General features: G+C 57.8%; 17 protein-coding genes. 8 read left to right on the top strand and 9 right to left on the bottom strand.

Annotated elements, in window-relative coordinates; genetic code table 11:
* Positions 1–2: 2 nt before the first annotated feature.
* The 5 genes from AKU79_RS17125 to AKU79_RS17105 all read right to left on the bottom strand — a co-directional run bounded on the left by AKU79_RS17125 (position 3) and on the right by AKU79_RS17105 (position 6,406).
* A complete protein-coding gene (locus AKU79_RS17125; RefSeq protein WP_050524767.1) occupies positions 3–1,601 on the bottom strand; it encodes an ABC transporter ATP-binding protein in 1,599 nt (532 codons plus the stop codon).
* A complete protein-coding gene (locus AKU79_RS17120) occupies positions 1,598–2,698 on the bottom strand; it encodes an ABC transporter permease (RefSeq protein ID WP_050524766.1) in 1,101 nt (366 codons plus the stop codon). The genes AKU79_RS17125 and AKU79_RS17120 overlap by 4 nt, the downstream gene beginning before the upstream one ends.
* Entirely contained in the window at positions 2,698–3,774 is a 1,077-nt protein-coding gene (locus AKU79_RS17115; protein WP_050524765.1) for a microcin C ABC transporter permease YejB, read from the bottom strand. The genes AKU79_RS17120 and AKU79_RS17115 overlap by 1 nt, the downstream gene beginning before the upstream one ends.
* Positions 3,775–3,797: 23 nt before the next feature.
* Positions 3,798–5,699 carry an extracellular solute-binding protein gene (locus AKU79_RS17110; protein ID WP_050524764.1) on the bottom strand — a complete coding sequence of 634 codons (1,902 nt, stop codon included), beginning with the start codon at positions 5,697–5,699 and terminating at the stop codon, positions 3,798–3,800.
* Positions 5,700–5,890: 191 nt separating this feature from the next.
* A complete protein-coding gene (locus AKU79_RS17105; RefSeq protein WP_050524763.1) occupies positions 5,891–6,406 on the bottom strand; it encodes a c-type cytochrome in 516 nt (171 codons plus the stop codon).
* Positions 6,407–6,526: 120 nt separating this feature from the next.
* Between AKU79_RS17105 and AKU79_RS17100 the strand changes: the two genes are divergently transcribed.
* Positions 6,527–7,357 (top strand): prephenate dehydratase, encoded by an 831-nt coding sequence (locus AKU79_RS17100; RefSeq protein ID WP_050524762.1) that lies wholly within the window; start codon positions 6,527–6,529, stop codon positions 7,355–7,357.
* Positions 7,358–7,538: 181 nt separating this feature from the next.
* Positions 7,539–8,639: a hypothetical protein gene (locus AKU79_RS17095; protein WP_156209843.1), complete on the top strand. Its 1,101-nt coding sequence runs from the start codon at positions 7,539–7,541 to the stop codon at positions 8,637–8,639.
* Here AKU79_RS17095 and AKU79_RS17090 read toward each other — a convergent pair.
* Both AKU79_RS17090 and nudC read right to left on the bottom strand, forming a co-directional pair.
* The gene (locus tag AKU79_RS17090; protein ID WP_050524760.1) at positions 8,636–9,109 is read right to left on the bottom strand and encodes a hypothetical protein; all 474 of its coding nucleotides are present in this window, start codon (positions 9,107–9,109) and stop codon (positions 8,636–8,638) included. The two genes, AKU79_RS17095 and AKU79_RS17090, sit on opposite strands and share 4 nt — an antisense overlap.
* 63 nt (positions 9,110–9,172) lie before the next feature.
* Positions 9,173–10,129 (bottom strand): NAD(+) diphosphatase, encoded by a 957-nt coding sequence (gene nudC, locus AKU79_RS17085; protein WP_050524878.1) that lies wholly within the window; start codon positions 10,127–10,129, stop codon positions 9,173–9,175.
* Between the two features lie 229 nt (positions 10,130–10,358).
* Between nudC and AKU79_RS17080 the strand changes: the two genes are divergently transcribed.
* Positions 10,359–12,269, top strand: coding sequence for a bifunctional 2',3'-cyclic-nucleotide 2'-phosphodiesterase/3'-nucleotidase (locus tag AKU79_RS17080; protein WP_050524759.1), 1,911 nt, complete (start codon positions 10,359–10,361; stop codon positions 12,267–12,269).
* Positions 12,270–12,322: 53 nt separating this feature from the next.
* Here AKU79_RS17080 and amt read toward each other — a convergent pair whose 3' ends face one another.
* Together amt and AKU79_RS17070 are read right to left on the bottom strand one after the other, a co-directional pair.
* Entirely contained in the window at positions 12,323–13,621 is a 1,299-nt protein-coding gene (amt, locus tag AKU79_RS17075; protein WP_082224101.1) for an ammonium transporter, read from the bottom strand.
* 22 nt (positions 13,622–13,643) lie between these two features.
* A complete protein-coding gene (locus AKU79_RS17070; RefSeq protein WP_050524758.1) occupies positions 13,644–13,982 on the bottom strand; it encodes a P-II family nitrogen regulator in 339 nt (112 codons plus the stop codon).
* Between the two features lie 263 nt (positions 13,983–14,245).
* Here AKU79_RS17070 and AKU79_RS17065 point away from each other — a divergent pair, with 263 nt between their 5' ends.
* The 5 genes from AKU79_RS17065 (at position 14,246) to AKU79_RS17045 (ending at position 21,180) form a co-directional block, all read left to right on the top strand.
* Complete coding sequence (locus tag AKU79_RS17065) at positions 14,246–16,435, top strand: transglycosylase domain-containing protein (protein WP_050524757.1); 2,190 nt, start codon at positions 14,246–14,248, stop codon at positions 16,433–16,435.
* 140 nt (positions 16,436–16,575) lie between these two features.
* The gene (locus tag AKU79_RS17060) at positions 16,576–18,312 is read left to right on the top strand and encodes a type I secretion system permease/ATPase (protein ID WP_050524756.1); all 1,737 of its coding nucleotides are present in this window, start codon (positions 16,576–16,578) and stop codon (positions 18,310–18,312) included.
* 10 nt (positions 18,313–18,322) lie between these two features.
* Positions 18,323–19,657, top strand: coding sequence for an HlyD family type I secretion periplasmic adaptor subunit (locus AKU79_RS17055; RefSeq protein WP_050524876.1), 1,335 nt, complete (start codon positions 18,323–18,325; stop codon positions 19,655–19,657).
* A 175-nt stretch (positions 19,658–19,832) separates the two neighbouring features.
* Positions 19,833–20,294, top strand: coding sequence for a RidA family protein (locus tag AKU79_RS17050; RefSeq protein ID WP_050524755.1), 462 nt, complete (start codon positions 19,833–19,835; stop codon positions 20,292–20,294).
* 115 nt (positions 20,295–20,409) lie between these two features.
* Positions 20,410–21,180, top strand: coding sequence for a glycerophosphodiester phosphodiesterase family protein (locus AKU79_RS17045; RefSeq protein WP_050524754.1), 771 nt, complete (start codon positions 20,410–20,412; stop codon positions 21,178–21,180).
* Positions 21,181–21,198: the final 18 nt, after the last annotated feature.

The raw sequence follows: 21,198 nt of genomic DNA, 5'->3' as shown, positions 1-21,198 counted from the left end.
CCTTATGCGCCGCCCTGCCCGAATGCGGCCGCCATCAATGCCTTGGTATAGTCGGTTTGCGGGTTGTCAAACACTTGTGCGCCGATGCCCTGTTCAACCACATCACCCTGTTTCATCACGATGACCTTATGCGCCAAGGCCCTGACAACCCGCAAATCATGGCTGATAAACAGATAGGCAAGCCCCTGTTTGCGCTGCAAATCACGCAGCAATTCCACGATTTGCACCTGCACCGTCATATCCAGCGCGCTGGTCGGTTCATCCAGCAGCACCAGTTTCGGCCGCAAGATCATCGCGCGCGCAATCGCCACGCGTTGGCGCTGGCCGCCCGAAAACTCATGCGGGTAACGCCCCATCGTTGCGGGGTCGAGCCCCACCTCGGTCATAATATCCGCCACCATCTGCCGATGGTCCATGCCTTTGGCGGTGCCATGTACACCCAAACCTTCGGCGATGATTTGTTCAATCGTCATACGGGGCGACAGGCTGCCATAAGGGTCTTGGAACACCACCTGCATCTGCTTGCGCAGGTCGCGCATTTGCTTTGCAGGCCAGTTTTGCACATTCTGGCCCATGAACACGATCGGCCCATCAGATGCGATCAGCCGCAATATCGCCAGTGCCAGCGTGGTTTTACCCGACCCGCTTTCGCCCACAATCCCCAGTGTTTCGCCTGCGTTGATGGAAATGCTGGCCGCGTTCACCGCCTTTACATGCCCCGTCACCTTGCGCAGAAAACCGCGATGAATGGGGAACCAGACGCGCAGGTTTTCGGTGCGCACGATTTCCGCCCCGCCCACAGGCGCGGGTTCGGGGCGGCCTTTGGGTTCGGCCTCTAGCAGCGTCTTGGTATAGGGATGCTGCGGGTTGGCAAAAATCTCGGCGGTCGCGCCTTGTTCAACTATCTCGCCGCCTTTCATCACACACACGCGGTCAGCGATGCGGCGCACAATGCCAAGGTCATGCGTAATGAACAAAAGGCTTAGCCCTTCGGCGCGTTTCAGTTCGGCCAGCAGTTCCAGAATTTGCGCCTGAATGGTTACATCCAGCGCGGTTGTCGGCTCATCCGCGATCAGCAGTTCCGGCCCGTTGGCCAGCGCCATCGCTATCATCACGCGCTGGCGTTGCCCGCCCGACAACTGATGCGGATACGCCCCAAGCCGACTTTCGGCGTCGCGAATGCCAACCTTATCCAGCAGCTCCAAAATCCGCGCGCGGGCGGCTTTGCCGTCAAGGCCTTGGTGCAGCTCAAGACTTTCGGCCAGCTGCTTTTCAATCGTGTGCAGCGGGTTCAGGCTGGTCATCGGCTCCTGGAAAATAAAGCTGATGTCATTGCCGCGCACACGGCGCAAATCGGCCTCAGGCGCGCCGATCATCTGGGTACCGTTATAGATAATCGACCCCGCAACCTGCGCCGAACTTGGCAACAGCGACACGGTGGAAAGGGCAGTCACCGATTTTCCAGACCCGCTTTCGCCCACCAAGGCCACGGTTTCCCCCTTGGCCACTGTAAAGGACACACCTTTGACGGCCTCAATCAGACGGCCGTCCTGACGAAAGCCGATAGTCAGGTTTTCAACGGCAAGAACGGTATCGGTCATTGGAAGGTCTTTCGCGGGTCAAAGGCATCGCGCACGCCTTCAAAGATGAACACCAGCAGCGACAGCATGATCGCAAACACCGAAAACGCGGTAAAGGCGAGCCACGGCGCTTGCAGGTTTTGCTTGGCTTGCAACGTCAGCTCGCCCAAAGACGGGGCCGAGGCAGGCAGGCCAAAGCCAAGGAAATCCAGCACCGCAAGCGAGCCGATGGTGCCAGTGATGATAAACGGCAGCATGGTCAGCGTGGCGACCATCGCATTCGGCAGCACATGGCGGAACATGATCACACGGTCGGAAACCCCCAGCGCACGCGCCGCGCGGACATACTCGAAATTGCGCGCGCGCAGAAATTCGGCCCGCACCACGCCCACCAGTGACGTCCAGCCAAACAGCACCATCAGGCCCACCAGCAGCCAGAAATTCATCCGCCAGATCGCCGCGACGATGATGATGATGTAAAGACTGGGGGTTGAGCCCCAAATTTCCAGCACCCGCTGGAAAATCAGGTCAACCCAGCCGCCGAAATAGCCCTGCACCGCCCCCGCAGCCACCCCGATCACCGAGGTGAGGAACGTCACAATCAGCGCAAATGACACGGACAGCCGGAAGCCATAAATCACCCGCGCCGTCACATCCCGCGCGGTATCATCGGTGCCAAGCCAGTGGTTCGCATCGGGCGGGCTGGGCGCTGCGCGGCCAATATCATTGATGGTGTTAAAGCTATAAGGAATGGGCGGCCACAGCACCCAGCCCTTTTGCGCGCCTTCCAACGTATCCGCATCAAGTGCGGCAAGCGAGGCGTCAGGGTCATCCAGACAGGCCTCAACCCCGCCGGAACGGATCAGGCAGCGCACCTCGGGGTCGCGGTATTTCGCTTCGGTCCGGAAATCGCCGCCAAAGGCGGTTTCGGGGTAAAATTGCAAAAATGGCGCGCGAATTTCACCGCGATAGCTGACCAGCAGCGGCTTGTCATTCGCCAGCACCTCGGCAAACATCGACAGCCCGTAGAGCACCAAAAGCAGCCAGAACGACCAGAACGCACGGCGGTTGGCTTTGAAATTGCGCCAGCGGCGCTGGTTTAGCGGGGAAAGAGCCATTATCCGCGCCCCTCAAAATCAATGCGTGGGTCGATCCAGACATACATCAGATCCGAGATAATCCCTACCAATAGCCCCATGATACCAAAGGCATAAAGCGTGCCAAACATCACAGGGTAATCACGTTCCACCACGGCCTTGAACCCCATTTGCCCCAAACCATCCAGCGAAAAGATCGTTTCAATAATCAGGCTTTGACCAAAGAAGATCGACACAAAGGCCGCCGGAAAGCCCGCAATCACAATCAGCATAGCGTTGCGGAATACATGACCATAGAGCACGCGGCTTTCTGATAGACCCTTGGCCTTGGCCGTCATCACATACTGCTTGCCTATTTCATCCAGAAAACTGTTTTTCGTCAGCAAGGTCAGCGTGGCAAAGCTGGCAATCGTCGAGGCGGTGATCGGCAGCGCCATGTGCCACATATAATCCAAGGCTTTCCCCATCAACGACAGGTCGGAAAACCCCTCGGACGTCAGGCCGCGCAGAGGGAAAATCTTGTAATACGACCCGCCGGCAAAAAGCACCAACAGCAAAATCGCGAACAAAAACCCAGGGATAGCATAGGCCACGATAATCGCGCCCGAGGTCCAGGTATCAAAGGCCGTACCATCGCGCACCGCCTTGCGAATGCCCAAAGGAATAGACACGAGATAGGCTATCAGCGTTGACCACAGGCCCAAACTGATCGACACAGGCATCTTTTCCAGCACCAGATCCGTGACGGAAATAGACCGGAAATAGCTTTCGCCAAAATCGAACCGCGCGTAATTCCACAGCATATCAAGGAAACGCTGCAACGGCGGCTTATCAAAACCGAACTGCTTTTCCAGCTCGGCGATAAACTCGGGCGGCAAACCGCGTGCGCCCAGATACTGGCTGTCACCTGCGGCCTCGGTTCCCGCATCACCGCTACCCGAGATCCCTTGTAGCGCATCACCGCCACCATCCAGCCGCGCCAGAACCTGCTCAATCGGGCCGCCCGGCACGAATTGGATCATCGCAAAGTTGATGATCATAATCCCAAGCAAGGTTGGAATGATCAGCAACAATCGCCGAAGGATATAGGCACCCATACTGCTTACCTGCCAGTTTTTTGTTATTTCAACACGCCTGCAGCCTTTAGCGCGGCGGCCTTTTCGGCGTTATACCACCAGAAGCTCAGCTCGCCCAGCGCATAGGGCGGCAGCGTGTCAGGATGTTCAAAAATGTCATAATAGGCAACGGTATGCTTAGCCTTGAACCATTGGAAAATGGCAAAACGCTCGGCCCGCATCACGCGGTCCAATGCCTTTGTTGCAGTGGTCAGGTTTTGCAACGTGTCGGCGGCCAGAACGATTTTGGTCATCCGGTCCACAGCCGCGCTTTTCAATCCCATGGCGTTAAAGCTGGACACATCCGCCGTTTGCGACCCGTAATACTGCTCTAGTTCGGAACCCGAAAAATAGTTGGTCCGCTGGAAATGGTTGGTAATGTCGAAATCATATTTCGGCGGGCGGGTGCGGTCTTCCATCTGGGCGTTATCGACGCGGGTTAGCACCGCATCCACGCCAAGGCTGCGCAGGTTCTCGACAAAGGGGTTGATGACGCGGTCAAAGCTGGGGCTGTCCTCAAGAAACTCGACCCGCAGCAATTCACCTTTGGCATTGCGGCGCATACCGTCATCGCCAACAATCCAGCCTGCATCTGCCAGCAACGCCGAAGCTTTGCGCAGATTGCCACGGTCCAGCTGCCTGTCCCCCGAAACCGGCGACATCACGGCCTCATCCGTCAGAATGGATGCATCCAGCAACCCGTCATCGACAAGCGGCTGCAACAACGCCACTTCCTCGGGCGATGGCGTTCCCGTTGCCTCCATAAAGCTGTTGTCCCAGAACGAATTGATCCGCGCATAAATTCCGTAAAACAGGGTTTTGTTTGACCATTCAAAGTTGAACATCAGGCCAATCGCCTCGCGCACGCGCGGATCTTGGAATTTCTCGCGGCGCAGGTTGAAAACGAACGACTGGCCGGTCGATTTAGAACCGTCTGCCAATTCGGCCTTGATGACCTGGCCATTTTTTACCGTCGGGAAATCATACCCCGTTGCCCATTTAATCGAGGATGCCTCATTGCGGAAGGTATAGCTGCCGCCTTTAAACCCTTCAAACGCCGCATCATAATCGGAAAAATACTCGATGCGGATTTTATCAAAGTTGTTGGTGCCAACACGCAGCGGATGGTTGGCCCCCCAATAATCGGGGTTACGCTTATAGGTAATCGATTCGCCAACCCGCATGGAATCAAGCACATAGGGGCCAGTGCCGACAAAAGGCGTCATGCTGCTTTCGGCAAGGTCCAGCCCCTTTGCCTCATACTGCGCTTTGGAAAGAATCGGCATTCCGCCCACATCTTGTGGCAAATCGCGCGTAGGGATGCCGGTTTTAAACGTGTATTTCACACGATGCGCGTCCAGCGCCTCGACAGATTCGACCTTGGTCGCAAGGATGGTACGAAAATCCGTCAGGCCTTTGGTCAGGAAAACATTGAAGGAAAAGACCACGTCATTTGCGGTCATTGGCGTGCCATCCGAAAACTTTACGTCATCGCGCAGGTTGAAAATCACCCAAGAGCGATCTTCGGGATATTCAAGACTTGAACAGAGCAGGCAATAACTGGCGCCGATTTCATCATCAGTGCCTTCCAAAATTGCTTCAAACGCTGCCGAAGACAGGGCCGCCGCGCGTCCTTTGATAGAATAGGGGTTCATGCTGTCAAACCCGCCCGAGGTCCATTCCGATATCTCGCCGCCTTTGGGCGCGTCGGGGTTCACATAGGCAAGATGCTTGAAATCCGCAGGGTAGTTTAGCTCGCCAAAGGTTGAAATTCCGTGTGCGGTAATGGTCTCGGACCGCGCTGCCACGGCCGTGGCCGCTAGGGCGAGGATAACAGCACCGCCCATCAGCCCCATTTTCACCAAACCTAGTTCCGCCTTTGCCACCGCCTGCCGTGCCTGCTTCATCGTCTTCCTCCTGCATGCCCCGATGGTTCCGGGGTCATGGCATAGGGCTGTGCCCTGCCAAATTAATCTCGCATCTGGGGATCATGCTAGAATGTAAGCACTAGGGGCAACAAGTTGCGATTGCGTGATAATGCCCGAGAAACGCAAAAGGCCGCCCAAACGGACGGCCCCTGCATAAAAATCGGGTCAGATTATGGCTGGGTAGCCAACCAAGCAATCAGGTTTGCGCGGTCGGTGTCTTTTGGCAAACCGGCAAAGCTCATCTTGGTGCCGGGCGCGTATTTCTTGGGGTTGGTCAAGAAGGCGTCAAGTTTGGCCGGTTCCCATTTTTCGGATGACATCGCCATCAGCGCGTCAGAATAACCAAAGCCTTCTACATGCGCCTTTTCGCGATTAACAACGCCGTTCAAATGCGGGCCGGTGCCGTTGGACCCGTCAACCTTGTGGCAAGCCTTGCATTTGGAAAACACTTTTTCGCCGGCAGCGGCATCAGCCGAGGCATAAAGCTCGTCGAATGTCGGGCCTGCGGCTGCGCCTGCTGCAGGTGCGGCTGCTGCGGTTTGAATTGTATAGGCTTGCGTTGCTTCGCCGCCATGGCCACCGCCTGTGGTATAGAGTGCAGATGCAGCCCAGCCCCCAAGCAGGAATACCAGAAGCGAGCCACAGCCGGCCCCAACTATTTTGGTCATTGTCATCGTGTCGAACATGTCGCGCCTCGCTTCAGCGTGTACTTTGTTCGCTTCTAACCGCTTCCCCTGCCAAGTTTCAAGGTATAGTAGCGCGACCAAACGCCCTGATATTAAATTATTCGACGGAGATTGCCTAAAATGACCGGACGCATTGCCTTTCAGGGGGAACTGGGCGCCTATTCGCACGAAGCGTGCCGTCAGGCCCGCCCCGCAATGGAGGCCGTTCCCTGCCGCACCTTTGAGGACGCGATCGAGGCCTGCCGGTCGGGTGAGGTTGATCTGGCGATGCTGCCGGTCGAAAACTCGACCTATGGGCGGGTGGCCGATATTCACACGCTTTTGCCCGGCTCGGGCCTGCGGATCATTGATGAGGCTTTTGTTCGGGTTCATATCAGCCTGCTGGCCGTTCGTGGCACCAGGATTTCCGAGGTGAAACGCGCGATGAGTCACACGGTTTTGCTGGGCCAGTGCCGCGAGTTTTTGAAAAGCCATGCGATTGCGGCGGTGACAGGGGCCGACACGGCAGGCTCGGCCAAGATCGTGGCCGAGAAAGGCGAGCCCTCGATGGGGGCGCTGGCCTCGGAACTGGCGGGCGAGATTTACGGGCTGGATGTTCTGGCCAGCAAAATTGAGGACCAGTCCAACAACACGACCCGTTTTCTGGTGATGTCGCGCGAGGCCGATCATTCGCGCCGCGCGGCCAAAATGATGACAACCTTTACCTTCCGGGTCCGCAATATTCCGGCAGCGCTTTACAAGGCCATGGGCGGGTTTGCCACCAATGGGGTGAACATGACCAAGCTGGAAAGCTATATGGTGGGCGGGTCGTTCACGGCGACTGAATTCTATGCCGATATTGAAGGCCACCCCGAGGACGCGAATGTAAAGCTGGCGCTGGACGAGCTGAAATATTTTACCTCGGAGCGGGATATCTTGGGGGTTTATCCGGCCGATGCGCGGCGGGACTAAGCGGGGGAAATGACCAAATGTCCGCGCGCGGGCGTTTGTTCAACCAATTGCTTTAAAACGATAAACCCTATTTCGTTAACCAAATATTAGGGTTTTGACCGCAGCGTTCGCAGGCGCTATCATCGGGGCCAGCCCAAGCCGCAGCCCCCTGCCCCGCGGCACGCTGTGAGAGGCCATTTGGATGGACTGGTTACGTCGCATATTACGGCCAAGCCTTGCTGCCGCCAAAGCGCCGCTTGCCGATGGGCAGGCGATGTGGCGCATGGCATCAAGCTGTACCGACCCCAAAGATTTTGCGCGTTTCGAGCAAAGCATCCGCCACAGGTTTCACCTGCATCGCAGGCTTGCCCCCCATGCAATACCCCCCCAAAACACACCGCGACGCCAAGATGAGATATCCTTGCTGGCAACCGACCCAAAGGTGGCTGCGGGCTTTGTGTTTCATGGCGATGGGGTCATTCGTGAAGCCGCGCTAAAGGCGTTGCAAGGGCCGATTGAACTGCCGGTCATAGCCTATGGAATGTTGCGCCGGTTGAACGATTGGTCGCCCGAAGTGCGCGCGGCGGCGGCGGTTGCGGTGCCGCGCTGCTTTGCCACGACAGATAAGGCGATTCTTGCGCCAACCGTTTGGCTGGTGTTGTCACAGGCCCAAAGCTGGGGGCGTTGGTCGGGCAGCCATTCACCCTATGAACGCCGCATCCACGAAAAGCAGGGCGACACGACCCTAAGGGCCGGCGGATATGCGGCCTTTGTGAATATGGTTATGGCCCGCACCGACCTGCTTGCGCTGTTGGTTGACCGGCTTTGCCAAACCCGCGAGGGCGGCACGACACAAGTGTTTCACGCGATGAGCCGAAACCCTGCCTTTGACCCTTTTTTGGTACGGATTGCGCAACAGGCGCGGCAGCCCCATTTGCGGGCCGCCGCAACCTATGGCCTGCTTGCGGGCAAGCTTAACTGGCCGCTGGGGCGCAAAAAACAGGTCTGGGTTGATAAATCTTTGGGTCAATCGCGGCTTGAGCCTGAATTTGGCACGCGGCCTTTGACCAACACTGTCGCGCCTGAACCGATTTTGCGGCACGCCTTTGCCGATAGATCGACGATGGTAAAGCGCGAGGCGTTTGACCGGCTGACTGCGCTGCGGCACCTGCCCGAGCTGGCGCCCCTGATCGACGACTGCCTGACTGCCTTTGCCGAAACCCCTGTTCCGGTTTTGCGCAGCAGGCGCGACTATTTGGCCAAAGTGACCGCGAACCCCGCTGGCGGCAGGGCAGAGGTTTAGGCCTTGGTCGCCTGACGGAAGCGGTCTTCGATATCGGCGGCGGATTGTGACAAGCGCAGTGCAAAGCGGCGGGTGACCTTGGCCTTGGCCAGCTTGAGCGATTGCAAAAACAAGCGCGCGGCCATGGTTCGGGGCTTTACCTCAAGATGCACAGAAACCCGCGTGCGGCGGGGGCCCATTTCGGCCAGCTCAATCCGCAGAACGGCCTCGGCGGGTTGAGCCATGCAGTCAAATTCCAAAACATGCTCGGGCTCTAGCTTTAGCAGCTTGAGTTCCAGATTGCGCTTTTTGGCATGATAGAGAAAGCCGATGCGCCATTCCATTCCGGCGCCGGGCTGTTGCAGGTGATCAAGGCGTTCCACCTCGGCCCCCCGCCGCATGGCCGAGCGTTCCCAAAAATCGAAATCTGTCAGATAGTTGTTCACAAAACCAACCGGGGCCTCAATGTTTTCATGCGCGGTTAGTTTCATGCCGGTTCCTTATGCTTTGGCCGTAATATGGCTTGGACGCTGGTTTTGTCTTGCTAAAACCCATTACCCGATTTTTCCGGCAAGCCAAAGCGTAATCAGATGATGCGCAATCGCGCCTTTGCGGGCGGGGCGAATGGTGGGGTGCTGACCGGCCATCACGTCCATCATGTCTTCGCGCGTGACCCAAAGCGCGGATTCGAGTTCATGCGGGTCGATGGTGATTGTGTCGCTGGTGGCATCGCCAATCAGGCCCAGCATCAAAGAGGCCGGAAAGGGCCATGGCTGGCTGGCGACATAGCGCACATCGCCCACGCTGACGCCGGTTTCTTCAAACACTTCGCGGCGCACGGCGGCCTCGACGGTTTCGCCCGGTTCAACGAATCCGGCCAAGCAGGAATACATGCCTTCGGGCCAGGCAGAATTGCGGCCGAGCAGCACCGAATTGCCGCGCTGAACCAGCATGATAACAACCGGATCGGTGCGCGGGAAATGTTGGGCGGCGCAGGTGCCGCAGGCGCGTTGCCAACCAGCGTTGATCGGTGCGGATTGTGCGCCACAGACGGCGCAAAAGCGGTGGCTGCGGTGCCAGTGCAACACCGCCTTGGCGCTGGCCACCAATTCCGCGGCGCGTGGCGAAAGCTGGGTCATCACGCCGCGCAGTTCCACAAAGGCATGGGTATCGGGCAAACTGGGGTGGAATTGGGCCGAGGCGTCAAAAAAGCCGGCCTCGACCGCTTCGGCACCTGCTTCGGGTGACCAATCTGAAATATCCTGGGCAAAGCGGGCGATGCCATCATCGAGGCCCAGAAACACCGGCTCGGCCCCATGCGCCAGAACCGGATGCCCCGCAGGCACCCAAGCGAGATCGGTGCCATTCAGCACCAGCGGTTTACCCCGCCAGACGGGCAGAACCTGACCGCCGACAGCCAAAAGCCGGGCCATTTTGTCGGGGTCGCCGCGCAATTCGGCAGCGCGGTTCAGACCCGAGTCTGCAAAAGCAATATCAATGGCTGCCTGCATCATATTTACGCCTTTTATCATCGATTTGGCCCTGAATGCCACGCGCGGGCTGTTTACGCAATCAATCGACTTTGGCAGTTGTTTGGTGCCCTTATCGACAAAAACAACCCAAGGAAGAACTATCGCCATGGAAACAACTTTTAGCGCTTGACTGGCTTTTGGCGAAGGTTAATAAATCCCCATCGATGTCAATGAGTAGCGCACCTCTCTGCCGAAAATTGGAAAACCAGTGCTGATTGCTTCGCCAGAACCAACGAAACCGAAAGCTTCTGGAATAGCGCAATTGCGCATTTTGCAGACAACCGATTTGCACGCCCAAATTCTGCCATATGATTATTATGGGGACCGTGTGGCAGATAGTTTTGGGTTGGCACGCACGGCGGCGCTGGTCGATAGTTTGCGCAGAGAGACGGCGAATACGTTGTTGTTTGACAATGGTGACTGGCTGCAAGGCAGCGCTTTGGCCGATTATATGGTCTATGATCGCGGGATGAAGGATGGCGATTTGCACCCTGTCATCGCGGCGATGAACGCGCTTGGATACGATGCGGCGGCGCTTGGAAATCATGAGTTCAACTATGGTCTGCCGTTTTTGATGGCTGCCCTTGGGCGCAGCAGGTTCCCTTTTGTCTGCGCCAATGCCTTGGTGAAAAAGGGCAGCAATGCCCTGCGCGACAAAAGACTTTTGCCGCCTTATGTCATTCTGGAACGTAAAATCCGTGACGGGGCCGGAGAGTTGCACCCTATTAAGGTTGGCGTATTGGGGCTGTTGCCGCCGCAGATTGTCACGTGGGATTCGTCGGTTTTTCGCGGGGCCATTCAGTCGCGCGACATGGTAGAGACAGCGGCGGCGCTAATCCCCGAGATGCGCGAAGCGGGGGCGGATATTATTGTGGCGCTGGCCCATACCGGCATTGGGGACGCACAACACCGTGACGGGATGGAGAACGCGGCCCGCCCGCTGGCACGTCTGCCCGGAGTTGACGCCTTGGTGACAGGGCATATCCATTTGCTGTTTCCATCGCCCAAATTTGCGGGCGTGGACGGCATAGATATTGTGCGCGGCACGATTGAGGGCACGCCAGCCGCGATGGCCGGTTATGGCGGCTCGCATCTTGGGGTGATTGATCTGACCTTGCAGCGCGACGGGCGGGCGTGGATGGTTCTGGACGGGCAATCGCAACTGTTGCCGATTGCCGAGATCAGTGCCCAAGGCTGCAAGCCATTGGTCAAATCGGTGCCACGTATTTTGAATGCCGTTAGCGCCGCCCATCAGGCCACTTTGGACTATATGCGCTTTGCCGTAGGCGAGACCCTCGCGCCGCTGCACAGCTATTTCTCGTTGATAAAGGATTGCCCGACGGTGCAGCTGATATGCACTGCGCAACGCCGGTTCATCGCGGACAAGTTGAAAGGCACCGAACATGCCGCGCTGCCACTACTTTCGGCGGCGGCACCGTTCAAGGCGGGGGGGTGGTCGGGGCCGCAAAACTATACGAATATAAATGCTGGCCCGTTATTCCAGCGTTCGATCGCTGATCTATATTGCTTTCCCAATACGATCTGCGCCTTGCGGGTGAATGGTGCCGATATTGTCGAGTGGTTGGAGCGGTCGGCGGCGCTGTTTCACCACGTTGTGCCGGGCAAACAAGACCAGCCGTTGCTGGACGATGCCTTTCCGGGCTATCAATTCGATGTCATCCTTGGCCTGACCTATGAAATCGACCCGACGCAACCCGCGCGCTATTACGCGAACGGCAAGATGAAAGACCCCAATGCGCAGCGCATTCGCAACTTGCGGTACAATGGCGCGCCCTTGGATTTGTCGGCTGAATTCATCGTCGCCACCAACAATTACCGCGCCAGTTTGAATGCCGAGTTAAGCGCATCACGCCCGCTGCGCGTTGTGTATGAACATTCGGTGACCATACGCAACATTCTGCTGAATGAACTTGCGAACATGTCGCCGCTTTACGCCAAACCAGTCCCAAACTGGCGGCTTGCGCAAATGCCCGACACCAGCTTTGTATTTGAAACCGCCCCCGAGGCCGCGCAGTTCCTGAAGGGTCTGGAAGGTCTTTCAATCGAACCTTTGGGTCTGACAGCAACCGGTTTTGGCCGCTTTCGTTTGCAGATGTGAACAGCAAAAAGCCCGGACATTGCGGCCCGGGCTTTGCAGATTTTATCGCAGGATCAGGCGCGGAATTCTGGGTAGGCTTCCAGGCCAAGCTCGGCTTTGTCCAAGCCCATGATCTCATCTTCTTCGCTTGGGCGCAGACCCATGGTCGCTTTCAGCACGGTCCAGACGATGGCCGAAACGATGAACATGAAACCGGCTACCGCTGCGAAACCAAGGGCTTGTGCGCCAAATGATGCGCCTTGGGTGTAGAACGGCACAGCCATTGTACCCCAGAAGCCGGCAACCAAGTGCACCGGAATAGCGCCAACCACGTCATCGATTTTGGCTTTGTCGAGCATTGGCACAACAACCACAGCGATGATACCGCCGATAGCACCAATCCAGAGCGCGCCGAACAGCGATGGGTCAAGCGGACCAGCCGTGATGGCAACCAAGCCAGCCAGAGCGCCGTTCAAGAGCATGGTCAGATCGACCTTTTTGTACAGTACCTGCGTCAGGACCATTGCAGCAAGCGCACCGGCAGCAGCTGCCATGTTGGTGTTTGCAAAGATGATCGCAACAGCGTTGGCATCGGCCTCGGTGCCCAAAGCAAGCTGGGACGCGCCGTTAAAGCCGAACCAACCCAGCCACAGCACGAATGTGCCCAAGGTAGCAAGTGTCAGGTTGGAACCGGGCATCGGGTGAACGCGGCCGTCTTTGCCGAATTTGCCAATACGTGGACCAAGGATCAAAGCACCTGCCAAAGCTGCGGCACCACCTGCGGCGTGAACCAGTGTCGAGCCTGCAAAGTCGTTAAAGCCTGCAGTCGACAACCAGCCGCCGCCCCACTGCCAAGACGCCTCAATCGGGTACATCAGGCCAGTCAGAATGACGGTAAACACCATGAAGGGCCATAGTTTGATACGCTCGGCCAAAGTGCCCGAAACGATCGACGCGGTTGTGCCGCAGAACATCAACTGAAAGAAGAAGTCCGAACCCGTGGCATAGGCTGCATCGGCAGGGATGTCGCCTTGGATGACGGCGGGGCTAAAGCCACCGATCAGACCGGCAATTGTCCAGGCGTCGCCCGGATACATCAGGTTGTAGCCAACCAACCAGTACATCAAGGATGCCACCGCAAAGAGCGCGATGTTTTTGGTCAGCTGCATGGTCACGTTTTTCGACCGTACAAGGCCGGCCTCGAGCATGGCAAAGCCTGCCGCCATCCAGAACACCAGAAAGCCGCCGATCAGGAACAGCAAGGTATTGAAGATAAAGGCGTTATTGACAGGCGCTGCTGCCTCTTGCGCCCAGGCGGGCAAGGCCGCAACAGCGCCAAGCACCGCCAGACCGAGAATTGATTTCGTGTTCATCATGATTTCCTTCCCCCGCAGCTTAAAGCGCGTCATCATTGGTTTCGCCGGTGCGCACGCGCAGGGCTTGGGCCACGTCCAGCACAAAGATTTTGCCATCGCCGATTTTGCCGGTTTTCGCGGTTGATGCGATGGTTTCCACGGCGGCATCGGCAAGGCTGTCTGGTACGACAATTTCAAGCCGCATCTTTGGCACGAAGTTCACGGCATATTCGGCGCCACGGTAAATCTCGGTATGGCCGGACTGCGAGCCAAAACCCTTGATTTCAGTTACCATCATGCCCCGAACGCCCAGAGTGGTCAGCGCCTCGCGGACCTCCTCAAGCTTGAACGGTTTGATTGCTGCGATAATCAGTTTCACGCGTTTCCCCTTTTCTTGTCCTACCCGGCTAGCGCCCGGCTCTCTGGTTCCAAGGGCATTGGTTTGCCGGTGCCGCACAAGGTTCGGGACGGCCTTTCACGGGGCGGAATCCCTATTGTTGCACAATTTTTGCACTTTTTGCCGCGCGCGCATAATAATTAGGCACAAAAGGAGTCGATTAGCAGGGCGTTAAGGCTTTCACAAACAGACTCGGGCAGGTTATTCTAGCGCCAATAAAACGTGAAAACGCGGAAGCAGTGCAGATGAGCAATTCAGGCAACAGGCCCCCTCCTTTGGTGGCAGATCGGCGTTACAAGACCCCTGCCGGGGGCAAGAAAACGCCACCTCCGCCGAAAGAAAAAGCTGCACGCAAGCCCACACCGCGCAAGAAACCGGTGCGCCGCGGGTTTTCGGGGCTGATCGCGGCATTCGTCGGGCTGATCTGGCGCATTGTCTGGGGCTTTGCCTGGCGGATTGGCGCGGTTGGTGCGCTGATCCTTGGCTTGGTCGTGTTTTATTTCTATGCGCAACTGCCACCGGTGAATGATTTGCTGGATGCGCGGGCGCGCGGCTCGGTGACGCTGCTGGACCGCAATGAAAAGGTGTTTGCTTGGCGCGGTGAAACCTTTGGCGGGTCGAGCTCGGCCGGAACCGTGTCGAAATACCTGCATGACGCGGTTGTCGCGACCGAGGACAAGCGGTTCTATTATCACTACGGTATCTCGCCGCGCGGTATTGCCTCGGCCATACGCATCAACATGCGCGAAGGGCGCGGGCCTTTGTCGGGGAACGGCGGCTCTACCATTACGCAGCAGGTGGCCAAATTGCTGTGCCTTGGTGTGCCATATGACCCGACCAAGTGGAAAACCGAAGGCGATTACGAATCTGACTGCCGCCAAGGGGGCATCGTGCGCAAGATCCGCGAAGTGCCCTTCGCGCTGGCGTTAGAGACGAAATATACCAAGGAAGAAATTTTGACGATCTACTTTAACCGCGCCTATCTGGGTGCGGGCGCGCGCGGGTTTGAGGCCGCAGCCCAGCGCTATTTCGGCAAATCCGCCAAATCGGTTGATGCCGCCGAGGCCGCGATGCTGGCGGGGCTTTTGAAAGCGCCGTCCACCTATGCGCCGACCAACAACCTGAAACGCGCGCAGGATCGGGCGGCCGTGGTGTTGGATTTGATGCAAGAGCAAGGCTATCTGACGATGGCCGAGCATGAGGCCGCGCTGCGCCACCCCGCGACCCTGTCAAAGGCCGCCGAGGCCCGCACGGGCGGGTATTTTGCCGATTGGGTGATGGGCGAAGGCCCGGATTTCCTGACCAAAGACACCACCGAAGACGTGATCATGCGCACCACGCTGGACCAAAAGCTGCAAGAGGCCGCGGAATCGGCGCTGCATGCGGTGCTGGACACCAAGCTGCGCGAAGGGTCGAAAACCGAAGCGGCTGTGATTGTGATGTCGGCGGATGGGGCGGTGCGGGCGATGGTTGGCGGGCGCCATGCGGCCCCCCCCGGCAGCTTTAACCGCGCGACAATGGCAAAGCGGCAGACCGGCTCGGCGTTCAAACCGTTTGTCTATGCCGCAGCAATGGACATGGGCTATAGCCCTGCCGATTACGTCGAAGACTCGCCTTTGACGATCAATATCAAAGGCTCCGGCCCGTATTCGCCGCAAAACTATACCAAGAAATACTTGGGCCTGATTACGCTGACCAAAGCGCTTGAGGAATCAGTCAACACAGCCGCCGTGCGGATATCCGAGGCCATGGGCCGCGATGTGGTGCGCAAAGTGGCGTCAGAGTTCGGGATTGAAAGCGACTTGGCGGCAGGCCCTGCCCTTGCCCTGGGCGCGTCGGAATCGAGCTTGCTAGAGATGACCGGCGCCTATGCCGGCATTTTGAACGGCGGGTCTTCGGTGCGGCCTTACGGGCTGGTTGATCTGCGGCTGAAGGGCGAAGATACGCCGCTGCTGGGTCAGGATGGCGGGATCGGGGAACGGGTGATTTCGCAGCAGGCGGCGGAATACCTGACCTATATGATGTATATGGTGGTACAAGAAGGCACGGGTGGGCGGGCCAAGCTGGGCACCCGCCAAGCTGCGGGCAAAACCGGTACGACCTCGGCCGCGCGGGATGCGTGGTTCATCGGATTTACCGCCGACTATGTGGCCGGTGTATGGATGGGCTATGATGATAACACGCCCTTGGCAGGTGTAACGGGGGGCGGTTTGCCTGCCGAGATCTGGCATGAGGTGATGCTGCGGGTTCATGAAGGCCTGCCCGAGCGTCCCTTGCCGATGCTGATCCCCGAGCCGCGCTTGCCCCCCGGCACGCCATCGCAGGCGCCTGAACCCACCTATCAGCAGCAAGCACCAGCCGCGCAAGCACCACAGGGCGACCCGCTTGCCGATCGCATTTTGCAAGAGGTTTTGGGCATTTTCAACGGAAACTAGGCGGCCGCGGCAGTAGTATGCCGCCGCTGGCCATTGCCTTGCAAAGACCTTGCGGCGTTAGGTCTTTGGAAAGCCTTTAGCGCTATTTTCAGAACTGGACCATCAACGGCACCACGCGTGCCCAGCGGAACCGGAACGCCATGACGCCCAAAGACAACCGCGCAGGCCAACAAGAGCTGTCCGAGGCCAGGCGTACCGGACGTGCGCTCTATGGGGTTATTTTCCTGTTCAGCTTTTTTGTGAACATGCTGATGCTGACGGGGCCGCTGTATATGCTGCAAGTCTATGACAGGGTTTTGACCAGCCGGTCCGAAGAAACCCTGCTGGCGCTTTCGCTATTGGTTGTGTTGATGTTTGTTGCGATGGGGGTTTTGGACCATGCCCGTAACCGGATCACGGCGCGGCTGGGTGCGCGGGTGCAAAACGCGCTGGACCGGCGGGTTTTTCAGGCCGCAATGCGCCGCCTTGCGCTGACGCCAAGTGACCCGAATGCGCTGGCGGCACAGCGCGATCTGGAAGCTGTGCAGCGGTTTTTGTCTTCGCCTGTGCATCTGGCATTCTTTGATATTCCGTGGTCGCCGCTGTTCTTTGGCGCGATTTTTATCTTTCATCCGGTTTTGGGCTGGCTTGCGCTGTTGGGCGGTGCGTGCCTGATCGGCGCAACCTTCCTGAACAAAAGCATTGCACGAGCGCCCCTGATGCTTGCCAATGCGACGCTTGGCCATGCCGAGCGATTGAGCGAGAACCTGAAAGCACAGTCTGAGACGGTGCAGGCGCTTGGCATGGCAGGTGCGACAATCGGCAGATGGGATGCAGCCCGCGGGGCCGCTTTGGCAGCCAGCATCAAGGCCAGTGACATTGGCGGCGCATTTACGGTTACATCCAGAACGTTTCGGCTGTTCTTGCAATCGGCAATGCTGGGAACTGGCGCCTTTCTGGTGCTGAAAGGAGAGCTGGGGGCCGGCGCTATGATTGCAAGCTCGATCCTGATGGGGCGTGCTTTGGCCCCCATTGAAATGGTGGTTGGCCAATGGGCGCTGGTGCAGCGATCGCAAGAGGGCTGGGACAGGCTGGCAGGATTACTGGCGCAACAGCCGGCCCTGCGCACAAAAACCAGCCTGCCACGCCCCCGCGCCATTCTGGACATATCGGCGCTTACCGTGCTGCCCCCCGAAGGCAGTCAACCTGTCTTGCGCGCGGTGGCTTTCACGGTGCTGCCGGGCCAGGCATTGGGTGTCATCGGGCCTTCCGGCGCGGGCAAGTCAAGCCTCGCACGGGCGCTGACGGGTATTTGGCCTGCTGCGGCTGGAAAGATCAGGCTTGATGGGGCAACGCTCGATCAATATGACCCCGACACATTGGGCAGCTTTATCGGCTATTTGCCCCAGAATGTATCGCTGTTTGACGGCACAATCGCCGAGAATATTGCCCGACTGGCGCCGAACCCTGACCCCACCCAAATCATTGATGCGGCACGGCGCGCCGCAGCCCATGATATGATTTTGCAACTGCCAGAAGGCTATGACACGCGCGTCGCAGCAATTGGCGGGCGGATGTCTGGTGGGCAAATTCAGCGCATCGGACTTGCACGCGCCTTGTTTGGCGATCCGATTCTGCTGGTGCTGGATGAGCCAAATTCAAATCTCGACAATGAAGGCTCGGTCGCGCTGAACCACGCGATCAAATCGATGAAGGCCGCTGGCAATGCGGTGCTGATAATGGCGCATCGCCCCCCCGCCATTCAGGAATGTGATATGCTTTTGGTGCTGGAGAATGGGATGCGCAGGGCCTTTGGCCCACGCAATCAAGTGCTGCGAGAGGTGGTGAAAAACCACGGCGACCTTATGCGCGCTTCGCCGCTTGGAGGGGTCGCATGACCAAGACACCATGGTGAAAGGCCCGCAAAAACCCAAGGAGGCACCAAATCCGGCACCTGACTTCTCGGCCCGAAACCCGATAATCGTGGGGTTTATCACATTGTTTTTGCTTGTGGTTTGCTTTGGCGGCTGGGGCGCGGCCACAACTATTTCGGGGGCAATCATTGCCACAGGCAAGATCGAGGTGGAACAAAACCGCCAAGTTGTACAACACCCCGATGGCGGCGTCGTGGCCTCGATCCATGTGGTTGAGGGGCAAGCCGTAAAAGCCGGCGATTTGCTGCTGCGGCTGGATGGTGCCGCCGTAAAGTCCGAGTTGGCCATCGTTGAGGGGCAATTTTTTGAAGCTCTGGCGCAACGTGCCCGGTTAGAGGCCGAGCGCGACGACAGGCCCCAAGTGACATTCATGCCGGAACTGCTTGCAGCCGCAAATCACAGCGCCGAAGTTGCAGGGTTTATCGACGGGCAGCGCAGGCTCTTTCATGCGCGACAAGAGAATTTCGCGCGGCAAATCGATCAGCAATCCAAACGCCGCACCCAAATCGTTAGCCAAATTACCGGAATTGACGCACAAGCCAAGGCGCTGACTTTGCAGCTTTCATTGATAAAGCAAGAGCTTACTTCGCAAAAACAGTTGCAATCCAAAGGTCTGACGCAAGCCGCCCGCGTGCTGGCACTGCAACGCGAAACGGCACAGATCGAAGGCCAGATGGGCGAATTGGCAGCCAATCGCGCACAATCACTAGGCCGCATGACCGAGATCGAGATTGAGAGTCTAAGGCTCGGTACCGCTCGGCGGGAAGAGGCGAACACCCAGTTGCGCGACATCGGCTTTCGCGCGCTAGAGCTTGCCGAACGGCGCCGCGCGCTAAACGAACGCGTGGCAAGGTTGGACATTGTGGCACCGGTATCGGGCATCGTGTTTGGCCTGCAGGTCACAACTCCGCGTGCGGTTTTGCGCGCCGCAGACACCGTGCTTTACGTGATACCACAAGACCGGCCCTTGGTCATTTCGGTGCAGATCAAACCGTTCCAGATTGACCAAATCCGAATCGGCCAGCCGGCACAACTAAGGTTCTCGGCATTTCCGGCCCGCACAACCCCCGAGATTATTGGCCATATTTCCGTGATCTCGGCCGATGTGCTAACTGATCAATACACCCAGATGCCCTATTATCGCGCCGAAATTGTGCCTGAAAAGGATGAGTTGAGCAAACTTGGCGGCCTGACCCTGCTTCCCGGCATGCCGGTCGAGGCGTTTATTCATACCGATATGCGCACGCCTCTGGCCTATCTTTTCAAACCATTCAGCGACTATTTCTCACGCGCCTTTCGCGAAAGCTGACGAGCGAAAATGTCTTGTCCAGCGCGGATGTTCATAATTCCGTCAGGCGGCGAAATCTCTAGAACCCAAGCCAAATGCCTGTGGAACCCGCAGCACACACCACGCTTGCCGCATTTTACATTTCACCAAGTAGAAAAAAACAGCTAGGTATGCACAAACACCGAAAGGACTCTGCATGAATATCTCGTCCCGCCTCGCCGAACGCGGCATCACCTTGCCAAACGCTCCGGCCCCTGCCGCGAATTACGTGCCTTATGTTTTGACCGGCAACACGCTCTATGTCTCGGGCCAAATCAGCCAGAATGCCGAGGGTCTGATCAAAGGCAAGCTGGGCGACACAATGTCCGCCGAAGAGGGCGCCGCCGCCGCGCAGCGCTGCGCAATCTCGTTGCTGGCTCAGGTAAACGCCGCCTGTGACGGCGATCTTTCGCGGCTCAAGCGGGTTGTAAAACTAACCGGCTTTGTCAATTCCACCGCCGACTTCACCGATCAGCCAAAGGTCATCAATGGCGCCTCAGATTTCCTTGTGGATATTTTGGGTGATGCTGGGCGGCACGCCAGATCTGCCGTTTCGGCGGTTTCTTTGCCTTTGGGTGTTGCTGTCGAAATCGAAGGTATCTTTGAGATCTCAGTCTGAGCCCCCAATATCATCTATCTAAAAATATCCTCGGGGGGGGAAGGTTTTGGCAACGCCAAAACCGGATTGGGGGGCAGACAGCCCCCCGCCCCTGCCGGCCAAATAGTGAAACATCATGTCAAACTCTCTGCACCCTGACTTTCTAATCAAGCCAATCGCGCACCGCGCTTTGCACGATGTCACCGACGGCCGCCCCGAAAACTCGCGTGCCGCAATCAAGGCCGCGATTGCAGCGGGCTATGCGATAGAGATTGATCTGCAACTTTCGCGCGACGGCCAAGCTATGGTGTTTCACGATGAAACGCTGGACCGTTTGACAATGGAGACCGGCCCGATCAACCAGCGCTCGTCAACCGAATTGTCCCACATCCCTTTGCGCGGCGGACGCGAGAACATTCCCAGCCTGAAGCAAGTGCTGAAACTGGTTGCAGGCAAGGTACCTTTGCTCATCGAACTGAAGGATCAGCAAGGAGAGCTTGGCCCGACCGATGGCAAGCTTGAACAGGCAACCGCACAAGCTTTGGCCGATTATGACGGGCCGGTTGCGCTCATGTCATTCAACCCCAATTCGGTGATTGTGATGGCGCGGCTGCTGCCAAACGTACCACGCGGCATCACCACTTCGTCTTTTGATCCGGCAGAATGGCAACCCATCGCCCCTGCAGTTTGTGACCGTTTGCGCGAAATACCCGATTATGACCACGCCAAAGCCTGCTTCATTTCGCATGAGGCGCAGGATTTGATGCGCCCGCGCGTGGCTGACTTGCGCAATCAAGGCGCCTCGATTCTGTGCTGGACAATCACTTCGCCCGACGCCGAGGCCAAAGCCCGCGAGCATGCGCATAACATTACCTTTGAGCAGTACCTCGCCCCCTTTCCGACTTGAAACCTGAACCCAGGGCCA

Source organism: Pseudorhodobacter wandonensis (assembly GCF_001202035.1).
GTDB classification, from domain to species: Bacteria; Pseudomonadota; Alphaproteobacteria; order Rhodobacterales; family Rhodobacteraceae; genus Pseudorhodobacter; species Pseudorhodobacter wandonensis.
Note: the sequence above shows the minus strand (reverse complement) of the source record. Positions and strands in the feature narration are given on the sequence as shown.

Coding starts and splice junctions, on each gene's coding strand:
- nudC (WP_050524878.1), bottom strand. CDS start 10,129: ATGCAGGCAGCCATTGATATTGCTTTTGCAGACTCGGGTCTGAACCGC.
- AKU79_RS17105 (WP_050524763.1), bottom strand. CDS start 6,406: ATGTTCGACACGATGACAATGACCAAAATAGTTGGGGCCGGCTGTGGC.
- AKU79_RS17065 (WP_050524757.1), top strand. CDS start 14,246: ATGAGCAATTCAGGCAACAGGCCCCCTCCTTTGGTGGCAGATCGGCGT.
- amt (WP_082224101.1), bottom strand. CDS start 13,621: ATGAACACGAAATCAATTCTCGGTCTGGCGGTGCTTGGCGCTGTTGCG.
- AKU79_RS17060 (WP_050524756.1), top strand. CDS start 16,576: ATGACGCCCAAAGACAACCGCGCAGGCCAACAAGAGCTGTCCGAGGCC.
- AKU79_RS17120 (WP_050524766.1), bottom strand. CDS start 2,698: ATGGCTCTTTCCCCGCTAAACCAGCGCCGCTGGCGCAATTTCAAAGCC.
- AKU79_RS17100 (WP_050524762.1), top strand. CDS start 6,527: ATGACCGGACGCATTGCCTTTCAGGGGGAACTGGGCGCCTATTCGCAC.
- AKU79_RS17115 (WP_050524765.1), bottom strand. CDS start 3,774: ATGGGTGCCTATATCCTTCGGCGATTGTTGCTGATCATTCCAACCTTG.
- AKU79_RS17045 (WP_050524754.1), top strand. CDS start 20,410: ATGTCAAACTCTCTGCACCCTGACTTTCTAATCAAGCCAATCGCGCAC.
- AKU79_RS17095 (WP_156209843.1), top strand. CDS start 7,539: ATGGACTGGTTACGTCGCATATTACGGCCAAGCCTTGCTGCCGCCAAA.
- AKU79_RS17090 (WP_050524760.1), bottom strand. CDS start 9,109: ATGAAACTAACCGCGCATGAAAACATTGAGGCCCCGGTTGGTTTTGTG.
- AKU79_RS17050 (WP_050524755.1), top strand. CDS start 19,833: ATGAATATCTCGTCCCGCCTCGCCGAACGCGGCATCACCTTGCCAAAC.
- AKU79_RS17110 (WP_050524764.1), bottom strand. CDS start 5,699: ATGAAGCAGGCACGGCAGGCGGTGGCAAAGGCGGAACTAGGTTTGGTG.
- AKU79_RS17055 (WP_050524876.1), top strand. CDS start 18,323: ATGGTGAAAGGCCCGCAAAAACCCAAGGAGGCACCAAATCCGGCACCT.
- AKU79_RS17125 (WP_050524767.1), bottom strand. CDS start 1,601: ATGACCGATACCGTTCTTGCCGTTGAAAACCTGACTATCGGCTTTCGT.